Genomic DNA, 18,029 nt, shown 5'->3' with positions numbered 1-18,029 from the left:
AGAACCCGCCGGGATGACACCCTCGAAGGAGCTAGGCCATGACCACGACCGAGTGGGCGGGAGCCGCCACCATCGTCGACGGCCCCGGCGGATACACGGGCGTCGAGGCGACGCCGGAGTGGGCCGAGGAGGTCCGCCGGTTGGCCCGTGAGCGCAACGCCACGCTGCTCGCGCACAACTACCAGCTTCCCGCGATCCAGGACGTCGCCGACCACGTCGGCGACTCGCTCGCGCTCTCGCGTATCGCCGCCGAGGCCGAGGAGGACACCATCGTCTTCTGCGGCGTGCACTTCATGGCCGAGACCGCGAAGATCCTCAGCCCGAACAAGACGGTGCTCATCCCCGACGAGCGCGCCGGCTGCTCGCTCGCCGACTCGATCACCGCCGACCAGCTGCGCGAGTGGAAGGCGGACCACCCCGACGCCGTGGTGGTCTCGTACGTCAACACTACCGCCGAGGTCAAAGGCCTGACCGACATCTGCTGCACGTCCTCGAACGCCGTCGACGTCGTCGCGTCCATCGACCCCGACCGCGAGGTGCTGTTCCTGCCCGACCAGTTCCTCGGCGCCCATGTCAAGCGCGTCACCGGTCGCGAGAACATGCACATCTGGGCTGGGGAGTGCCACGTGCACGCCGGCATCAACGGCGACGAGCTCGCCGCGCAGGCCAAGGCGCACCCCGACGCCGACCTGTTCGTCCACCCCGAGTGCGGTTGCGCCACCTCGGCGCTGTATCTCGCCGGGGAGGGCTTCGTGCCCGACGACAAGGTCAGAATCCTGTCCACCGGCGGGATGATCGACGCCGCCCGGGAGACCGGCGCGAAGCAGGTCCTCGTCGCCACCGAGGTCGGCATGCTGCACCAGCTCCGCAAGGCCGCGCCCGGGATCGACTTCCAGGCGGTCAACGACCGGGCGTCGTGCCCCTACATGAAGATGATCACGCCCGCCGCGCTGCTGCGCTGCCTGCAGGAGGGACGCGACGAGGTCCACGTCGCAGCCGACGTCGCCGAGCGGGCCCGCCTGTCGGTGCAGCGCATGATCGCCATCGGCAACCCGGGCAGCGGCGAGTGACCACCGCCATCACGGTCGCGTGGGAGGACCACGCCGACCTGGTGGTCGTCGGGGGTGGCGTCGCCGGTCTCACGGCCGCGCGCGCGGCCTCCCGGCGCGGCGCACGGGTGCTCATGGTGAGCAAAGGGGGCCCCACCGACACGGCCACCCAGTACGCCCAGGGCGGCATCGCCGTGGTGGCGCCGGTGGGCGACAGCGTCGACGCCCACGTCGCCGACACCCTCGCCGCGGGCGGAGGACTGTGCGACGAGGACGCGGTGCGCTCGATCGTCACCGCCGGCCCCGACGCCGTCACCGCCCTGCGTGACCTCGGAGCGGTGTTCGACACCGCCGGAGACGGCGACATCGCCCGCACCCGCGAGGGTGGGCACAGCACCCGCCGCATCATCCACGCCGGTGGCGACGCGACCGGCGCCGAAGTTCAGCGCGCCCTCGGCACGGCGGTCCAGCGCGCCCTCGGCGCGGCGGGTCTGCCCGTCCTGTTCGGCGCCGCTGCCGCCCGGATCCTCACCGATGCGCGGGGCGTCACCGGACTGCTCGTCCTCGACGAGCGCGGGTTCGGCGTCGTCCACACCCCGGCCGTGTTGCTCGCGACCGGTGGCCTCGGGCAGCTGTACGCGTGCAGCACGAATCCGCCCGGCGCCACGGCCGACGGCATCGCGCTGGCCCTGGCCGCCGGCGCCGGTGTCGCCGACCTCGAATTCGTCCAGTTCCACCCGACCGTGCTGTTCGCGGAAGGCGGCACCGGACGTCGGCCGCTCATCAGCGAAGCAGTGCGCGGGGAGGGAGCACGATTGGTCGACTCCCGCGGCCGATCGATCACCGAGGGTGTGCATCCGCTCGGCGACCTCGCACCCCGAGACGTCGTCTCGCGGGCCATCGCCGAGCGACTCACTGCACTCGGTGAGGATCACGTGTACCTCGACGCCCGTCACCTCGACGGCTTTGCCACGCGTTTTCCGACCATCACGGCGATGTGTGCCGACGCCGGTCTCGATCCGGCCCGTGATCTGCTGCCGGTCGCTCCCGCCGCGCACTATTCGTGCGGCGGTGTCGTGACCGATGTGCACGGCCGCACCCGCATTCCCGGTCTGTACGCGGCCGGTGAGGTGGCACGTACCGGCCTGCACGGCGCGAACCGGCTCGCCTCCAACAGCCTTCTCGAAGGGCTCGTCCTCGGCGAGCGCGCGGGGATGGCCGCGGCGATCGAACGGGCCGGAACGCGTGTCGAGACCGACGGCATTCCCGCCGTCGCCTCGGCCGTCTGTGATCGGACGGTGCTGCAGCAGCTCATGACCCGGCACGCGCTGGTCGTGCGCGACGCGAACGGACTGGCCGCTGCCGCAGTCGAACTCGACAGGATGAGCGTCGCAGCAAGCTGTACCGACGCCGATCGGCTCGAGGACTCGGCCCTCACCGTCACCGCGCGGGCCCTGCTGCTCGCGGCGCAGCGCCGCACCGAATCGCGGGGATGCCACACCCGCAGCGACCGTCCGGACACCGACCCGACGCAGGCACGCAGCCTCGAACTGCGCATCGACGATGACGGCAAGTTGTCCTTCACCACACCGGAACTGACAGGAGTCAACTGAGATGACCACCGCCCTGCCCGACGGACTCGACCTCGCCGAGACCCGCGAGCTGGTCCGGAAGGCGCTCGACGAGGATCTACGCTACGGAGCGGACGTCACCACCGACGCCACCGTGCCCGCCGACGCCGTCGCCACTGCCTCGGTGGTCGCGCGGCAGGCCGGCACCCTCGCCGGTCTCGATGTCGGTCTGCTCGTCCTCGACGAGGTCATCGGCGCCGATCACTACCGCGTGCTCGATCGCAGGTCCGACGGCGAGCGCGTGCTGCCCGGGGATTCGGTCCTGACCGTCGAGGCGCCGACCCGCGGCCTGCTCACCGCCGAGCGCACGATGCTCAATCTCCTGTGTCACCTGTCGGGCATCGCGACGGCGACCTCGCACTGGGTCGATGCGGTGACGGGCACCGAGGCGAAGATCCGCGACAGCCGCAAGACACTGCCGGGAATGCGCGCGCTGCAGAAGTACGCGGTGCGGATGGGTGGCGGCGTCAACCACCGCATGGGGCTCGGCGACGAGGCGCTGATCAAGGACAACCATGTCGCGGCGGCCGGTTCGGTGGTCGCGGCGCTGCGAGCCGTCCGCGAGCATGCCCCCGACATCGCGTGCGAGGTGGAGGTCGACACCCTCGAACAGTTCGACGAGGTGCTCGCCGAGAACGTCGAGTTGATCCTGCTCGACAACTTCCCGCTGTGGCAGACGCAGATCGCGGTGCAGCGGCGCAACACCCACGCGCCGCAGACACGACTCGAATCCTCCGGCGGCCTGTCCCTCGATGTCGCCGCGGACTACGCGCGCACGGGCGTCGACTTCCTCGCGGTGGGTGCGCTCACCCACTCTGTGACCGTCCTGGACTTCGGCCTCGACATGTGAGCGTGTAGGTCGCAGGTCGCGGCACGGATGAATCGGACGCGCCACCGGAACATCCGTCGGTGAGACGGTCCCCGCACGTGCGCTTTCTGGGGTAGAACTGACAGCACATCGACGTGCCGGTACCGGTCACGTAGGGGCGGTGCTCCGGTTGTCGCCGGTGCCGGGTGGGGGAGGAAGACAGAACACGATGCGGTTACCGATGTCACCGACCGACTCGATGTTCCTGCTCGGCGAGTCGCGCGACCACCCGATGCATGTCGGCGGTCTCCTGCTGTTCCAGTCGCCGGAGGGCAAGGACGCGAGTGACCTGAAGTCGATGTTCGCCGAGGCGCTCGCCCGGGAGGAACCCGCCGGGCCGCTGTGGCGCAAGCGGCCCACCCGCTCGCTGTTCACCCTCGGGCAGTGGGCCTGGGAGGACGATCCGCGCTTCTCGATCGACTACCACGTCCGGTTCAACGCGCTGCCGTCCCCGGGCACGATGGACGATCTGTGGGAACTCGTCTCCCGCCTGCACGCGTCGCTGCTCGACCGCACCCGCCCGTTGTGGGAGATGCACCTGATCGAAGGGCTGGCCGACGGTCGCTACGCCCTCTACGTGAAGATCCACCACGCGGTCGCCGACGGGGTGGGGGCGATGCGCCTGCTGCGCCGTGCGCTCAGCACCGACCCGGGCCGCACCGACATGCCGGCCCCGTGGGCGGTCGCAGACGCGCAGTCGTCGAGCCGCTCGGTGATGGGTACCGCGATCGGGTTCCCCGGCGCCGCCGTCCGTGCGGCGACCGGTGCGGTGAACGATGCAGTGAACGTCGTGTCCGAGGCGGTCGCTCTGGTTCCGGCGCTCGTCGGCACCGTCGACCGTGCCCTGCACAATCGCGGTGGTTCGTTGTCGCTGGGCGCTCCGAACACGATCCTCAACCGGAAGATCTCCGGATCGCGCAGATTCGCGGCCCGATCCTGGCCGATCGAGCGACTGCGAATGGCGGCCAAGGCGGCCGACGCGACGCTCAACGACGTCGTCCTCGAACTGTCCGGTGGGGCGTTGCGGGCGTATCTCTCCGAACACGATGCGCTGCCGGAGGATTCGCTGGTGGCGATGGTCCCGGTCTCGTTGCGTCAGAGCAGGAGCTCGTCGGGCAACGAGATCGGCATTCTCATGTGCACGCTCGGGACGCAGTGCGTGGATCCGGTAGAACGTCTTGCGCGCGTGCGTGGTTCGATGATCGAGGGCAAGCACGCGATGAACTCGATGTCGAAGCTCGGTCGTCTCGCGACGAGCGCGGTGGGTGTGGCGCCTCTGGCGGTGGGAGTACTTACCGGCAACCGGGCGCTGCCGCGGCCGCCGTTCAACGTGATCGTCTCGAACGTGCCGGGTCCCGATGCGCCGTTGTACTGGAACGGTGCGCGCGTCGACGCGTTGTATCCGCTGTCGGTGCCCGTCGACGGGCAGGCGCTGAACATCACGTGCACGAGCACCGACGACGAGATCGCCTTCGGTCTCACGGCGTGCGGTCGCACGGTCCCGGATCTCGTCTGGCTGCTCGATCGCTTCGACGAGGAACTCGAGGCGCTGGAATCCGCCCTCGGCGTCCGGGTGGAGGTCGACGACGAGGAGAGCGGGGAGGACGACGCCGGGAACGACTGACCGTGCCGTTTCGAGAATCGGCGCGCCGCATCGCCGAACGGCCCGGGATGAGTCAGGACGTCGCCGCCACACGGCGGGCGTGCGGCGTCCACACTTCGGTGAGGGTGCGGCGGCCGATGAACAGCCCGATGTGACCGGCGTCGGCGACGGTGGTGGTGATCCTCTGCGGCGAGGTCGATACGTACTCCGCGAGCGTGGTGACCTGCCGGGGAGTCGCGATCGGGTCGGCGGAGCCGGCGATCAGATGGACCGGGCAGTCGACGGCCGCGAGATCGACGACGCGTCCTTCGGCCTTCATGCTGCCGGCGACGAGTTCGTTGCCCACGAACAGGTGGCGCATTATCCACGCGCGGAAGGCCGAAGGGATCTCCTGCTTCCACGTGAACCAGTGCCGTTCGGCCTCCCAGCGCGCCACTTCGTCGGGATCGTGGAGCAGGGCGAGCAGCGTCATCGCTCGTTCGATCTCACCGATCGGATCGGTGGTCGGCACTCCGACGGTCCGAGCCGCCCCGTACCAGAAGTCGATCGTTGTGGCCGCGGCACCGTGGGGCGCGCGGGCCAGCACCGACAACGCCGGCTGGTCGACGTGGAAGTCGATGGGTGCTCCCGCCACGGTCAGCGAGTGCACGCGCTCGGGATGCAACGCCGCGTAGACCGTGCCGAGCCACCCGCCCTGGCTGTCGCCGATCAGGTTCACCCGGCCACCGAGATGGTCGACGGCCTCGGCGACGACCGCCAGGTGCTCGTCGATCGAGCAGCCGTCCGTCGCGAGGGTCGCGGGCGCCCAGTCGAGACAGTGCAGGCGGGTCAGGCCACCGGCTCGGAGGGCTTCGACCTGACTGCGGTCGGCGGAATGGTCGACGATGCACGAATGGGTGCCCGCCTGCGGCGGCAACAGCAGCGTCGGGATCTCGTCGCGTGCGGGGTCGGAGGTGCTGCAATCACGCAGACCTCCGAGGGGCCACCGGCGCACGACCGGCCAGTCCGTGGTCCAGCGCGGCGGCGTGGCCGATGTCAGGGCGCGGCTGTACCGGTTCGCGTCGGAGATCAGCGTGCACGGCGTGGCGCCGCGTCGTACGAGGCCGGCGAGATAGCCGCTCCAGCCGGCGATCGCCGCGGTCCCGAGACGAAACGGGGCCGCGGCGATCCGGGCTGGTGTCAGTGTCAGCATGCACTGCACCGGAGAACGTCCGCTGATGGGGTGTTCGGTATCGACTGCATCGAGTGAGTCGACGATTACTTCAGCAGGTCGCGAGCGGTGCTCATGACGGTGGTGGTGAGCTCGCGAGCGAAGGAGACCTGCGCCTTGGCGAGATCGGCGACCCACTCGACGGGGGTGGCGTCGGCGACCTTCTCCTGCAGATCCAGGAGGCTCGAGACGGCCTTCTCGTAGGTGTCGACACCGAGGTTTCCGCTCTGCTTCGCGGCGTCGACGAACTTCGCGTTGAACTCCTGGAAGCGCTCGGTGGCCTCGTCGACGGTCTTGGTGAACTCGGTCGCGGCCTTGTCGGCAACCGCAGCGGCCGTCGAGGTCAGCTTCTCGGCCGACTGCTGGGCCGTTGCGGTGGCCTCGGCGGCGGCCTTCGTGGCGGCTTCGGTCGCCTTGGCTGCGGCATCGGTGGCCTTGGCGGCGGTGGTCTTGGTCGGTGCGGTCATGGTGTGTACCTTCCGTGGGCGCTCGTGACAGGAGCGGGGCTTCCCCTGTGGGGTGCGCTCGGATCAGCGCTGTTAGCAGGTTAGCAATATGATAGCTAACGCGCAACGTCACTCGAAGACATAGGTTCCCGGGGCATCGCACCGCGGCGGATGCTGCGCGCTGCCCATCGCCGGGGGAGCGACCAGCTCACCGGCGCGCTTCGTCGACCATGCGGTCCAGTCCTCCCACCACGACCCGGCGGTGCGAGTGGCCTTCTCCGACCACGCCTTCGGGTCCTCGGGCAGCGTCGGCAGCTTCTCGCCGTCGGGCGCGCCGACGGCCTCGAACCAGGCCTTCGGGTTGGGGGGATTGACCGCGCCGGCCACATGGCCGCCGCTGGTCAGGACGTACCGGACCGACCCGCCGAGCAGGCCCGTGGCCTTATACGATGACGTCCACGGCACGATGTGGTCGTTGATCGCGCCCACCACATAGGTGTCGCACGTGATGTCCGACAGGTCGAGGACCTCGCCGTCGAGCTCGTACACGCCGCGCGCGAGCTCGTTGCGGCCGTACAGCGACCGCAGGTAGTGCGAGTGCATCTTCGCCGGCATGCGGGTGCTGTCCTCGTTCCACGCGAGGATGTCGAAGGCGGCGGGCTTCTCGCCCTTCATCCACCGCGACACCCAGTAGTTGAAGATCAGATCGCGCGCGCGGATCATGTCGAAGCTGCCGGCCATCTCGTTGCCGGAGAGGAAGCCCTGCTTGCTCATCCGGAACTCGACGCGGTCGAGTGTGGCCGGGTCGGTCAGCAGTGCCAGCTCGCCGACCTCGCTGTAGTCCAGGAGTGTGTTGAGCATCGTGAACGCGCTGATCCGCTTGTCGCCCAGCCTGCCCATGCGGGCCGCGGCCATCGCCGCCATCGCGCCGCCCAGGCAGATCGACAGCACCTCGATACGCGAGGATCCGGTGATCTCCTCGACGGCGTCGAGAGCCGCCGCGACACCCTGCCGGTAGTAGTCGTCCATCGTGATCTCGTGCATCGACTCGTCCGGGTTGCGGTACGAGATCGCGAACACGGTGCGGTTGTGCTGCACGGCCCACTCGATGAGGCTGCGCTGCGGCGCGAGATCGAGGATGTAGTACTTGTTGATCCACGGTGGCGCCGCCAGGATCGGGATCTCGTGCACCTCACCGGTCTGGGGGGCGTACTGGATGACCTCGATGAGGTCGTTGCGGAAGACGACCTTGCCGGGGGTCGCGGCCATGTTCTCGCCGAGGGTGAACGCCTCGCGGTCGACCTTGAGCGGCAGGCCCTTCCGGTGCACGACATCCTCGATGGCGTACTTCGCGCCGCGGAACAGGCTTGCGCCACCGGTGTCGAGCGCGCGCACGAGCACACCCGGGTTGATGAGGAAGTTCGAGGGGGCGAGTGCGTCGAACATCAAGTTCGCGAACTGGCGGGCCTTGCCGTCCTGCACGGGATCGCCCGAGCCGGCGTCGGCGAGATCCTCGACGTACTCGCGGGTGGCGAGATAGCTCTGCAGCAGCGAGAAGTAGGCCGGGTTCTCCTTCCAGGCGGCATCGGAGAACCGGCGGTCCTTCGAATCCAGCGGCATCGGGGGCTGCGGATCGCCGGCGTTCCACACGCGTGTCGCCGCTGCCGGGATGTTCGCCAGGCGGGTGGCGTACTCCGTGGTCGCGCCGGCCACGGCCCGCGGATTCTTCACTGCACGGCCGGCGACGGATGCGACGGCCGGTCCCCACCCGATCGGGTCGAGGGAGGAGGTGAGCTTCTTCTGCAGATGGTTGAGCACCGAGCAACTCCAGAACTGGGTGAATGGTCCGGAGCCGATGGTGACGTCGCCGAGAAAGGTGCGCATCTTACCCCCAGGTACGTGCTACCTGCATGTTCGTCGATGAGGCGACGAAATCGGGCTGACCTCGGACGCTGGGTGGCGCACGAACGCACTCGGTACCGATTGTGAGAATGCTCACTTCTCGTCGGGTTCGCGTCCTCCACCACGCCGACGGCGCGCGACGGTGACCTCGCGGAACGCCTCGTACATCTCCTCGAGCGAACGCCGTTGGGGATTGGTCAGGTCGGGATCCTCGCGGATCGCCCGCAGGACCGCGGACTCCGCTCCGTCGTCGGCCTGCGCGTGGGTCGCGAGGGTGTCCGCTGACAGGTGCAACTGTTCGGCGATCGCTTGCAGCACACGCTCGCTCGGCGCCCGCAGGTTCCGCTCGATCTGCGACAGGTACGGATTCGAAATGCCCACCATCGCCGCGAGTTGACGCATGGGCAGTTCTGCGAGCTCACGCTGGCGGCGGATCAATTCGCCCAACGTGCTCGGGCGCGACTCGTCCTCGTCCATGCCGTCAGCATAAGCACGGTGATCCGTGTCGAGAGCATCCTCACGCGGGCGCGACTTCGAACGTCACCACTCGATGCGAGATAGTAGAAGGTGACCCCTGTTCGACGAGAGAGGACACCTCATGCTTGCCCGCACCGACCTGCGCGGTCGTACTCCCACCACTGCGGAGCTCAGGGGCGCACTGCCCCGCGGCGGAGTGGATGTGGACGCGGTGCTCCATCAGGTCCGTCCCGTCGTCGACGACATACGCGATCGCGGCGCCGAGGCCGCGCTCGACTACTGCGAGAAGTTCGACGGGGTCCGCCCCGCCTCGGTACGTGTTCCCGCCGCGGAACTCGGCCGCGCGCTGGCCGAACTCGCCCCCGCCGTCCGTGCCGCTCTCGAGGAGGCCATCGCGCGCACGCGCGTCGTGCACGCGGCCCAGCGCCGCACCGACGTCACCACCGAGGTCGTCCCCGGCGGTACCGTCACCGAACGCTGGGTGCCGGTCGAACGCGTCGGCCTCTACGTGCCGGGTGGCAACGCGGTCTACCCGTCGTCGGTCGTGATGAACGTCGTGCCGGCGCAGGCCGCCGGCGTCGAATCGCTCGTCATCGCCTCGCCGCCGCAGAAGAACTTCGGCGGACTGCCGCACCCGACGATCCTCGCCGCCGCGGCCCTGCTCGGCGTCGAGGAGGTGTGGGCCGTCGGCGGCGCACAGGGTGTCGCACTACTGTCCTACGGCGGCACCGACACCGACGGCGCCGAACTCGCCCCGGTCGACATGATCACCGGCCCCGGCAACATCTACGTCACCGCCGCCAAGCGGCTGTGCCGCGCGGTCGTCGGCATCGACGCCGAGGCCGGTCCCACCGAGATCGCGATCCTCGCCGACCACACCGCCGACGCGGTGCACGTCGCCGCCGACCTGATCAGTCAGGCCGAGCACGACGTCATGGCCGCCTCGGTGCTCGTCACCACCAGCACCGACCTCGCCGACGCCGTCGATACCGCGCTCGCCGCGCAGCTCGAGCTCACCGAGCACCGCGAGCGCGTCACCACCGCGCTGTCCGGCAGCCAGTCCGGCATCGTCCTCGTCGACGACATCGAGCAGGGCCTGAAGGTCGTCAACGCCTACGCCGCCGAGCACCTCGAGATCCAGACCGAGAACGCCTCCGAGGTCGCCGCGCGTGTCCGGTCGGCGGGCGCGATCTTCGTCGGGCCGTGGGCGCCGGTCTCCCTCGGCGACTACTGCGCCGGATCGAACCACGTGCTGCCCACCGCCGGCTGCGCCCGGCACTCGTCGGGCCTGAGCGTGCAGACCTTCCTGCGCGGCATCCACGTCGTCGAGTACACCGAGGCGGCCCTGAAGGACGTCTCCGGTCACGTCATCACCCTCGCGAACGCCGAGGACCTGCCCGCCCACGGTGAAGCCGTCCGTCTGCGATTCGAGGCGCTGAAGTGACCCAGATCCCCGGCTCCCGCATCACCCTCGCCGACCTGCCGTTGCGCGAGAATCTGCGCGGCAAGTCGCCCTACGGTGCACCGCAGCTGACGGTGCCCGTCCAGCTCAACACCAACGAGAACCCGCACCCGCCCACGCAGGCGCTCGTCGACGACGTCGCCGAGGCCGTGCGTGAGGCGGCGACGCAGCTGCACCGCTATCCCGACCGCGACGCGGTCTCGCTGCGCACCGACCTCGCCGCTTATCTGACGAAGGCGTCCGGTGTTCCCCTCGGCGTCGAGAACGTCTGGGCCGCGAACGGTTCCAACGAGATCCTGCAGCAGCTCCTGCAGGCCTTCGGTGGCCCCGGGCGCACGTCGATGGGCTTCGTGCCGTCGTACTCGATGCACCCGATCATCGCCGACGGCACCCAGACCGAGTGGCTGTCCACCTACCGGCGCGACGACTTCACCCTCGACGTCGAGGCGTCCGCCGCGGCCGTGCGGGAGCGGCGGCCCGACGTCGTCTTCGTCACCAGCCCCAACAACCCGACGGGACACAGCATCCCGCTCGACCAGTTGCGGGTGATCCTCGACGCCGCCCCCGGCATCGTGATCGTCGACGAGGCGTACGTCGAGTTCTCCTCGCAGCCGAGCGCTCTGTCGCTGATCGACGAGTACCCGACGAAGATCGTCGTCTCGCGGACGATGAGCAAGGCGTTCGCCTTCGCCGGCGGACGGCTCGGTTATCTCGCCGCCGCCCCCGCGGTGATCGAGGCGCTGCTGCTCGTGCGCCTGCCCTACCACCTGTCGGTCGTCACCCAGGCCGCCGCGCGTGCGGCCCTGCGGCACGCCGACGAAACTCTCGCGTCGGTTGCGGAACTGGCCGCCCAGCGCGACCGCGTCGCCGCCGAACTCGCCCGGTTCGGCTACGACGTGATTCCCTCCGACGCCAACTTCATCCTCTTCGGCCACTTCGCGGACGCCCCTGCCACCTGGCAGCGGTATCTCGACGAGGGTGTGCTCATCCGCGACGTCGGGATCCCCGGCTACCTGCGCACCACGATCGGCCTGACCCACGAGAACGACGAGTTGCTGCGAGTGAGCGAGAAGCTCGCGGCCACGGAAATCGAGGAAACCCGATGAGCGACCGCATCGCGCGCGTCGAACGCACCACCAAGGAATCGAGCATCACCGTCGAGATCGACCTCGACGGCACCGGTCGCACCGAGATCTCCACGGGGATCCCGTTCTACGACCACATGCTCACCGCGCTCGGCCAGCACGGTTCGTTCGACCTCACCGTGCAGGCGCAGGGCGACATCGAGATCGAGGCCCACCACACCGTCGAGGACACCGCCATCGTCCTCGGCCAGGCCTTCGGTCAGGCCCTCGGCGACAAGCGTGGCATCCGGCGCTTCGGCGACTGCTTCATCCCGATGGACGAGACCCTCGCACACGCGTCGGTCGACGTCTCCGGCCGTCCCTACTGCGTGTTCACCGGTGAGCCCGACTACATGGTGCACTCGGTGATCGGGGGATATCCGGGCGTGCCCTACTCGACGGTGATCAACCGGCACGTGTTCGAGTCGTTCGCCTTCCACGCCCGCATCGCACTGCACGTGCGGGTGCTCTACGGCCGCGACCCGCACCACATCACCGAGGCCGAGTTCAAAGCGGTCGCCCGCGCGCTGCGTGAGGCCGTCGAACCCGACCCGCGGGTGACCGGCATCCCGTCGACGAAGGGCAGTCTCTGACATATGGATGTCGTCCTCACCTACCTGTGCTTCATCGTGGCCGGATTCGCCGCGGGCGGAACGTGGTCGATGTGGAAGGCGCGCAACACGTTGTTCGCGGGTGTGCTGCTGGCTCTGACCGTGCTGGCAGTCGCCGCGGGCGTCTTCCGGCTGCTCTGACGTGGCGGAACAACAAGGACTGTTCACCGTTCGTGGTCTGATCCCGGCGTGGTCGACGTCCGCGGCGGCCTTCGGCGGCTTCTCGTTGCTGCTGCCGGTCGTGCCATGGGCGATCGCCGAGGCCGGCGGCAGCGACACGCTCGCCGGGTCGGTGACGGCGGTGTTCATGTTCACCACCGTCCTCACCCAGCTCGCGATGCCGCGACTGCTGCGCGCGTTCGGTCACCGCGCGACGCTCGCGGCCGGCTGCCTGTTCCTCGGGCCGCCGTCGCTGCTGTTCCTCGTATCGATGGCTCCGGCGGCGGTGCTCGGCATCTCCGCGCTGCGCGGTATCGGTTTCGGCATGATCACCGTGGCGGCGGCCGCCCTCGTCGGCGAACTCGCGCCGCCGCGATTGCTCGGCCGGGCCACCGGCATGCTCGGCATCGCCATCGCCGCGTCCCAGACGATCGGCCTGCCCGCCGGCCTGGCGATCGCCGAGCGGTTCTCCACCACGCCGGTGTTCGTGCTCGGCGCGATCATCTCGTCCGCCGGTCTGCTCGCCGCGATCCGTCTGCCGCGGCTGACCGCGAAACAATCCCGGACGGCGCGACGGGTGCCTCCGGTCGTGCTGTTGTTCCCGCTGGTCGCGGTGGGCGCGGGTGCGATCGCCTACGGCGGTCTCACCTCGCTGTTGCGCATCGCGGTCGCCGGTCTGCCCGTCGCGGCGGCATTGGCCGTGCTCAGCGCGTCCTCGCTGATCGGGCGGTACGCGGCCGGTTCCGTCGCGGACCGGATCGGCGCCGGCAAATTGCTGCCGGTCGGTCTCGGGCTCGCGGGCCTGGCGATGATTCCCTTCGCGCTCGTCGCCGACGACCGAGGGGGAGCGGTGCTGCTGATCGTCGCCGCGATCGCCTTCGGCTTCGGCTTCGGTGTCGTGCAGAACGAGGCGCTGCTCGTCGCGTTCCGTCGCGCCGGCGCGGGCAACACCGGGTCGGCGAGCGCCGCCTGGAACATCGGCTTCGACGCCGGCACCGGCGCCGGTTCGTTCGCCCTCGGCGCGGTGGCCGCCGCGGCCGGATACCCGGCGGCCTTCGCCGCCGCCGCGGTCCTGGTCCCGGCGCTGCCGTTGCTGGCCCGACTGGCCGGGCCGTCGGAACGTCCCCGTCCCACCACATAGAATCGACATCATGAGCGCAACCACGGTCGCCGTCCTCGACTACGGCTCGGGCAATCTCCACTCCGCCACGCGGGCGGTCGCCCGTACCGGCGTGCACGTGGAGGTCACCGCCGACCCGAAGATCGCGCTCGCCGCCGACGGACTCGTCGTCCCCGGCGTCGGCGCCTTCGACGCGTGCATGAGGGGCCTGCGCAGCGTCGGCGGAGACAAGATCATCGGCACCCGCCTCGCCGGTGGACGCCCGGTGCTCGGCATCTGCGTCGGCATGCAGATCCTGTTCGAACGCGGCGTCGAGCACGGCATCGAGACCGAGGGCTGCGGGGAGTGGCCGGGCACGGTCGAGCGTCTGGACGCGCCGGTGCTGCCGCATATGGGCTGGAACACCGTCGAGGCCTCCGCCGATTCGGTGCTCTTCGCCGGCATGGACGCCGACACCCGGTTCTATTTCGTCCACACCTACGCCGCCCGCACGTGGGAACTGGATGCTCCCGAGCGCCTCGCCCCGCCGAAGGTGACCTGGGCCGAACACGGCAGCCGGTTCGTCGCCGCCGTGGAGAACGGTCCGCTGTCGGCCACCCAGTTCCACCCGGAGAAGTCCGGCGACGCCGGCGCGCAGCTGCTGCAGAACTGGGTCGACTCGTTGTGACCGACCCGCGGCGCGGCCGGTCGAGCGGAGACTTCTCCTTCGGCCGTCACGCCCTGATGTCCGTCGGCACGGCGACCGTCGTGCTGCTCGTCACCGCGATCGTCGTCGTGGCGGTCCGTCCCACGCCGGTCGTCGGGCTGGTCGTCGCACTCGTCGGCATCGTGGCGGCCGTCGTGGCGATGGGTGTCGTGTCGACGCGGTCGGCCCGCCGCGCCTTCGGTCCCGCCGAGGACGACCGCCCCGGAAGCTGACGCGCCGAACCGGATTTCGCCCGGCGTGTTGCGGTAGCGAACCCCGGTCGGGCGCGCGAGGAGCTTCGTAACGCAGCTGTGCGGAACTCGAAATCGATCTGCCGCGCCCAGATTCACCTCGCGCCGTCCTCGGAGGGGACGACGGCGTCCTGCGCCGCCGCGCGCAGACGATCGGCGAACACCGCGCAGGCCCGGACGATCTCCGGGTCCGCGCGCATCCGGACGTCGGCGTCGAGGGTGGCGAGCGCGAGGACGAGCCACTGCCACGACTCGACCGCGAGGTGCACCTCGGTCCGGTCGTCCCCCGTCGGCCGGATCTCGGCGTCTTGGTACTTCAGCGCGTCGGCGACGTGCGTGGCCGAGGCCGCCACGTCCAGGTGCACCGGTGTCCGCCCCTGCCGGAGTCCTTGCCGCAGGTATTCCGTGGCGGACCCGGCGGGAAGTCGGCGGGGTGCGAACCGTCGGCCGGTGCGGAGCAGGTCGCGCACACGATCGAGGCGGAAGACCCGCCAGTCCTCGCGATCGACGTCCCATCCGAGGAGGTACCACCGCAGCAGGTGGTGGACCTGCCGGTACGGCTCGACCCTGCGCGAGGTCGGCGAGCCCTGCGCGTCGACGTAGTCGAAGGTGAGCGTGTCACACCGTGCGATCGCCTCCGCCACGGAGCCGAGCAGCTCCGCCGACACGCTGGGCGCCTGCAGCGCACTCGTCTCCACCGCGCTGCGGACGGCCGCGACCCGCGGGCGCAGCCGCGCGGGCAGGAACTGGTCGAGCTTGCCGTAGGCGCGGGTGGCAGCGTCGTCGAGTCCGCCTTCGGCCGGCCCGGTCGCGGCGAGAGCGCCGAGCCCCAGAAGCACCGCGACGGCCTCGTCGTCGTCGAGCACCAGCGGCGGCATCGAACGTCCCGACGCGAGACGGTAGAAACCGCCGGGCCCGGAGCGGGTTTCGACGGGATATCCGTAGCCGCGCAGCCGGTCGACGTCGCGGCGGAGCGTCCGGCGGCTCACCTGCAGCCGCCGGGCCAGCTCGTCCCCGCCGATCGCGCGTCCGGTCTGCAGGATCGACAACAACGCGAGCATCCGCTCGGTGACGTCCGCCATGCCGTCATCCTCCCACCGGTTGCGGTCAGGATCCGGCCGCAACCGGTCGTAGCGTCGAATCCATGACCACCACCGTCACGACCACCGAGGCGGCAGTGCGAGGCCGCGCCATCACGATCCGTCGCGTCCGCACCCACAACCTGGCCGACGTCGATCTGACCGTTCCGCGCAACCGGCTCGTGGTGATCGTCGGGGTGTCCGGCTCCGGGAAGTCGTCGCTCGTCTTCGACACGATCGCCGCGGAGGCCGGCTACCAGCTCAACGAGACGTACCCGCCGTTCACGCGCAATCGGTTGCCGAAGTGGACACGACCCGACGTCGACCACATCGACGGTCTGACGCCGGTGATCGTCGTCGACCAGCGCCGCCTCGGCGGCAACGCCCGCTCGACGGTCGGCACCATCACCGACACCTGGACCTATCTGCGGCTGCTGTATTCCCGTGTGGGCACACCCGTCCTCGGGGAGTCGAACCGCTTCTCGTTCAACGACCCCACCGGGATGTGCCCGACCTGCTCCGGGCTCGGCGAGATCGTCGTCAGTGCCGTCGAGCGGTTCCTCGATCTCGACAGGTCCCTCGCCGAGGGCGCGATCCTGGTGCCCGGCTTCGGCAACGGTGGGTACTGGTACTCCCAGTACGCCGACATCGGTTCCTTCGACGCGGACACACCCCTGCGCGAGTGGAAGCCCGCCGAGCGGGAGGCACTGCTCTACGGCGGCGAGGCCGCAGCGGCGCTGGGCCACAAACCGCCGGACGGATACGAGGGCGTCGTCGAGAGGTTCGAGCGCATCCACCTGCACACCTCCGACAACCTCTCCGAACGCAAACAGGACGTCATCCGACGTTTCACCCGCGCCGAGACGTGCCCGGACTGCGCCGGAGAACGGCTGAACGCGGCCGCGCGGGCGGTCACCCTTCGCGGCCGCACGATCGGGGAGCTGTCCCGCCTCGAGATCATCGAGCTGCTCGAATTCGTGCGCACGATCGACGACTCGCGCGCCGCACCTGTGGTGTCCGCACTGGTGGGCCGTCTCGAGGCGATGGTGACGATCGGCCTCGGCTATCTCGCGCTCGCCCGGGCGACCACCACGCTCTCGGGCGGCGAATCGCAACGGATCAAGTTGGTCCGGCACCTCGGGTCGAGCCTGACGGAGATGACCTATGTCGTCGACGAACCGACGGTCGGTCTGCATCCCGCCGACGTGGAGACGATGATCGACCTCCTCGAACGGCTCCGCGACAGCGGCAACACCGTCCTCGTCGTCGAACACGACCCGAGCGTGATGGCCCGGGCCGACCAGGTGATCGAGATCGGTCCCGGTGCGGGCTCGTCCGGTGGTCGCCTCGTCTTCCAGGGCACTTTCGACCGGCTCCGAACGGCCGACACTCCCACCGGCCGATCGCTGCGGCGCGACATCGGCCGCGGTCACCCCGCCCGCGAGGCGACCGGTCGTCTCACGATCGCCGATGCGTGTCGCAACAACCTCCGCGACCTGACGGTGCGGATCCCCACCGGCGTGCTCACCGTATTCACCGGGGTCGCTGGTTCGGGAAAGTCCAGTCTCGCAGCCGAACTCGTCGATCAGTACGACGCCACGGTGATCGACCAGCGGCCGGTGAGCACCAATCGCCGCTCCACCCCGATCACCTACGCCGGCATCGCACCCACCCTGCGGCGGATGTTCGCCGAACACAACGGTGTGCCGGCGAGCCTGTTCAGCGCGAACTCGGCGGGTGCGTGCCCGACCTGCACGGGGGCCGGTGTCGTGTACATCGACCTCGCCTTCATGGACGGACGCGAGGTCGTCTGCGACACCTGCCACGGCCGCCGGTTCACCGCCGAGGTGCTCGGGCACACCGTGAACGGCCTGTCGATCGCCGATGTCGACGACCTCACCGTCGGTCGCGCCATCGAGGATCTGCCGCACGCGGAGATCGCGCACCGACTGAGTGCGCTCGCCGGGGTGGGCCTCGACTACCTCCGCCTCGGACAGTCGCTCGACACGCTCTCCGGTGGCGAGTGTCAACGGGTGAAGATCGCCAAGGAACTCGGACGAGCGAAGACGCCGACCCTCTACGTCCTCGACGAGCCGACCACCGGCCTGCACGCCGAGGACGTCGGCACCCTCCTGTGCGTCTTCGACGACCTCGTCGACCGAGGGCACACCGTCGTCGTCATCGAACACCACCTCGACGTGATCCGGCACGCCGACCACATCGTCGACCTCGGGCCGGGACCTGGACGGCACGGCGGAACCGTGCTGTACGAGGGGTCCGTCGACGAGTACACCGGCCGTCCGACCCCGACCTGCCGGGCCCTCGACGCAGCACGGTCGGCATGACGCGCGG

Annotated in this window: 17 protein-coding genes; 12 read left to right on the top strand and 5 right to left on the bottom strand. The window is 69.8% G+C overall.

The window, feature by feature from the left end; all coding sequences use genetic code 11:
• The first annotated feature begins 38 nt into the window (after positions 1 to 38).
• The 4 genes from nadA (at position 39) to AC6CID_RS06240 (ending at position 5,172) form a co-directional block, all read left to right on the top strand.
• Positions 39 to 1,070 carry a quinolinate synthase NadA gene (nadA, locus tag AC6CID_RS06255; protein ID WP_019289717.1) on the top strand — a complete coding sequence of 344 codons (1,032 nt, stop codon included), beginning with the start codon at positions 39 to 41 and terminating at the stop codon, positions 1,068 to 1,070.
• Positions 1,067 to 2,662 carry an L-aspartate oxidase gene (locus AC6CID_RS06250; RefSeq protein ID WP_064061494.1) on the top strand — a complete coding sequence of 532 codons (1,596 nt, stop codon included), beginning with the start codon at positions 1,067 to 1,069 and terminating at the stop codon, positions 2,660 to 2,662. Before nadA ends, AC6CID_RS06250 begins: the two co-directional genes overlap by 4 nt.
• Position 2,663: 1 nt before the next feature.
• Positions 2,664 to 3,530, top strand: a complete 867-nt coding sequence (nadC, locus tag AC6CID_RS06245; RefSeq protein WP_064061493.1) for a carboxylating nicotinate-nucleotide diphosphorylase — start codon at positions 2,664 to 2,666, stop codon at positions 3,528 to 3,530.
• A 199-nt stretch (positions 3,531 to 3,729) separates the two neighbouring features.
• Positions 3,730 to 5,172, top strand: coding sequence for a WS/DGAT/MGAT family O-acyltransferase (locus AC6CID_RS06240; protein WP_064061492.1), 1,443 nt, complete (start codon positions 3,730 to 3,732; stop codon positions 5,170 to 5,172).
• A 52-nt stretch (positions 5,173 to 5,224) separates the two neighbouring features.
• On the opposite strand, the gene AC6CID_RS06235 is transcribed toward AC6CID_RS06240, so the two are convergent.
• The 4 genes from AC6CID_RS06235 to AC6CID_RS06220 form a co-directional block, all read right to left on the bottom strand.
• A complete protein-coding gene (locus tag AC6CID_RS06235) occupies positions 5,225 to 6,343 on the bottom strand; it encodes an alpha/beta fold hydrolase (RefSeq protein WP_220666176.1) in 1,119 nt (372 codons plus the stop codon).
• A 65-nt stretch (positions 6,344 to 6,408) separates the two neighbouring features.
• Complete coding sequence (locus AC6CID_RS06230; protein ID WP_220666175.1) at positions 6,409 to 6,828, bottom strand: hypothetical protein; 420 nt, start codon at positions 6,826 to 6,828, stop codon at positions 6,409 to 6,411.
• A gap of 108 nt (positions 6,829 to 6,936) precedes the next feature.
• Positions 6,937 to 8,691 carry a PHA/PHB synthase family protein gene (locus AC6CID_RS06225; RefSeq protein ID WP_498353701.1) on the bottom strand — a complete coding sequence of 585 codons (1,755 nt, stop codon included), beginning with the start codon at positions 8,689 to 8,691 and terminating at the stop codon, positions 6,937 to 6,939.
• Positions 8,692 to 8,802: 111 nt separating this feature from the next.
• Positions 8,803 to 9,186 (bottom strand): helix-turn-helix domain-containing protein, encoded by a 384-nt coding sequence (locus AC6CID_RS06220; protein WP_006554077.1) that lies wholly within the window; start codon positions 9,184 to 9,186, stop codon positions 8,803 to 8,805.
• A gap of 121 nt (positions 9,187 to 9,307) precedes the next feature.
• Here AC6CID_RS06220 and hisD point away from each other — a divergent pair, with 121 nt between their 5' ends.
• Genes hisD through AC6CID_RS06185 form a run of 7 tightly spaced genes read left to right on the top strand, consistent with a single transcriptional unit; the run spans position 9,308 to position 14,580 of the window.
• Positions 9,308 to 10,630, top strand: coding sequence for a histidinol dehydrogenase (gene hisD, locus AC6CID_RS06215; protein WP_006554076.1), 1,323 nt, complete (start codon positions 9,308 to 9,310; stop codon positions 10,628 to 10,630).
• Complete coding sequence (locus tag AC6CID_RS06210; RefSeq protein WP_033097638.1) at positions 10,627 to 11,754, top strand: histidinol-phosphate transaminase; 1,128 nt, start codon at positions 10,627 to 10,629, stop codon at positions 11,752 to 11,754. The genes hisD and AC6CID_RS06210 overlap by 4 nt, the downstream gene beginning before the upstream one ends.
• Complete coding sequence (hisB, locus tag AC6CID_RS06205) at positions 11,751 to 12,365, top strand: imidazoleglycerol-phosphate dehydratase HisB (protein ID WP_006554074.1); 615 nt, start codon at positions 11,751 to 11,753, stop codon at positions 12,363 to 12,365. Before AC6CID_RS06210 ends, hisB begins: the two co-directional genes overlap by 4 nt.
• Before the next feature lie 3 nt (positions 12,366 to 12,368).
• Positions 12,369 to 12,524, top strand: coding sequence for a CG2302 family histidine operon protein (locus tag AC6CID_RS06200; RefSeq protein WP_169823833.1), 156 nt, complete (start codon positions 12,369 to 12,371; stop codon positions 12,522 to 12,524).
• A gap of 1 nt (position 12,525) precedes the next feature.
• Entirely contained in the window at positions 12,526 to 13,683 is a 1,158-nt protein-coding gene (locus AC6CID_RS06195) for an MFS transporter (RefSeq protein ID WP_033097639.1), read from the top strand.
• 10 nt (positions 13,684 to 13,693) lie between these two features.
• Positions 13,694 to 14,329, top strand: coding sequence for an imidazole glycerol phosphate synthase subunit HisH (hisH, locus tag AC6CID_RS06190; RefSeq protein WP_064062081.1), 636 nt, complete (start codon positions 13,694 to 13,696; stop codon positions 14,327 to 14,329).
• On the top strand, positions 14,326 to 14,580 hold the full coding sequence (locus tag AC6CID_RS06185; protein WP_033097641.1) for a hypothetical protein: 255 nt from the start codon (positions 14,326 to 14,328) through the stop codon (positions 14,578 to 14,580). The genes hisH and AC6CID_RS06185 overlap by 4 nt, the downstream gene beginning before the upstream one ends.
• A 113-nt stretch (positions 14,581 to 14,693) precedes the next feature.
• On the opposite strand, the gene AC6CID_RS06180 is transcribed toward AC6CID_RS06185, so the two are convergent.
• The gene (locus AC6CID_RS06180; RefSeq protein ID WP_033097642.1) at positions 14,694 to 15,680 is read right to left on the bottom strand and encodes a helix-turn-helix transcriptional regulator; all 987 of its coding nucleotides are present in this window, start codon (positions 15,678 to 15,680) and stop codon (positions 14,694 to 14,696) included.
• 62 nt (positions 15,681 to 15,742) lie between these two features.
• Between AC6CID_RS06180 and AC6CID_RS06175 the strand changes: the two genes are divergently transcribed.
• Complete coding sequence (locus AC6CID_RS06175) at positions 15,743 to 18,022, top strand: ATP-binding cassette domain-containing protein (protein ID WP_498353700.1); 2,280 nt, start codon at positions 15,743 to 15,745, stop codon at positions 18,020 to 18,022.
• Positions 18,023 to 18,029 lie beyond the last annotated feature (7 nt).

It is taken from the genome of Rhodococcus sp. GQ147, from assembly GCF_059759155.1.
The sequence above is the reverse complement of the archived record's forward strand: the minus strand, read 5'-3'. Positions and strand labels throughout refer to the sequence as shown.

Coding starts and splice junctions, on each gene's coding strand:
- nadA (WP_019289717.1), top strand. CDS start 39: ATGACCACGACCGAGTGGGCGGGAGCCGCCACCATCGTCGACGGCCCC.
- nadC (WP_064061493.1), top strand. CDS start 2,664: ATGACCACCGCCCTGCCCGACGGACTCGACCTCGCCGAGACCCGCGAG.
- AC6CID_RS06240 (WP_064061492.1), top strand. CDS start 3,730: ATGTCACCGACCGACTCGATGTTCCTGCTCGGCGAGTCGCGCGACCAC.
- AC6CID_RS06235 (WP_220666176.1), bottom strand. CDS start 6,343: ATGCTGACACTGACACCAGCCCGGATCGCCGCGGCCCCGTTTCGTCTC.
- AC6CID_RS06230 (WP_220666175.1), bottom strand. CDS start 6,828: ATGACCGCACCGACCAAGACCACCGCCGCCAAGGCCACCGATGCCGCA.
- AC6CID_RS06225 (WP_498353701.1), bottom strand. CDS start 8,691: ATGCGCACCTTTCTCGGCGACGTCACCATCGGCTCCGGACCATTCACC.
- AC6CID_RS06220 (WP_006554077.1), bottom strand. CDS start 9,186: ATGGACGAGGACGAGTCGCGCCCGAGCACGTTGGGCGAATTGATCCGC.
- hisD (WP_006554076.1), top strand. CDS start 9,308: ATGCTTGCCCGCACCGACCTGCGCGGTCGTACTCCCACCACTGCGGAG.
- hisB (WP_006554074.1), top strand. CDS start 11,751: ATGAGCGACCGCATCGCGCGCGTCGAACGCACCACCAAGGAATCGAGC.
- AC6CID_RS06200 (WP_169823833.1), top strand. CDS start 12,369: ATGGATGTCGTCCTCACCTACCTGTGCTTCATCGTGGCCGGATTCGCC.
- hisH (WP_064062081.1), top strand. CDS start 13,694: ATGAGCGCAACCACGGTCGCCGTCCTCGACTACGGCTCGGGCAATCTC.
- AC6CID_RS06180 (WP_033097642.1), bottom strand. CDS start 15,680: ATGGCGGACGTCACCGAGCGGATGCTCGCGTTGTTGTCGATCCTGCAG.
- AC6CID_RS06175 (WP_498353700.1), top strand. CDS start 15,743: ATGACCACCACCGTCACGACCACCGAGGCGGCAGTGCGAGGCCGCGCC.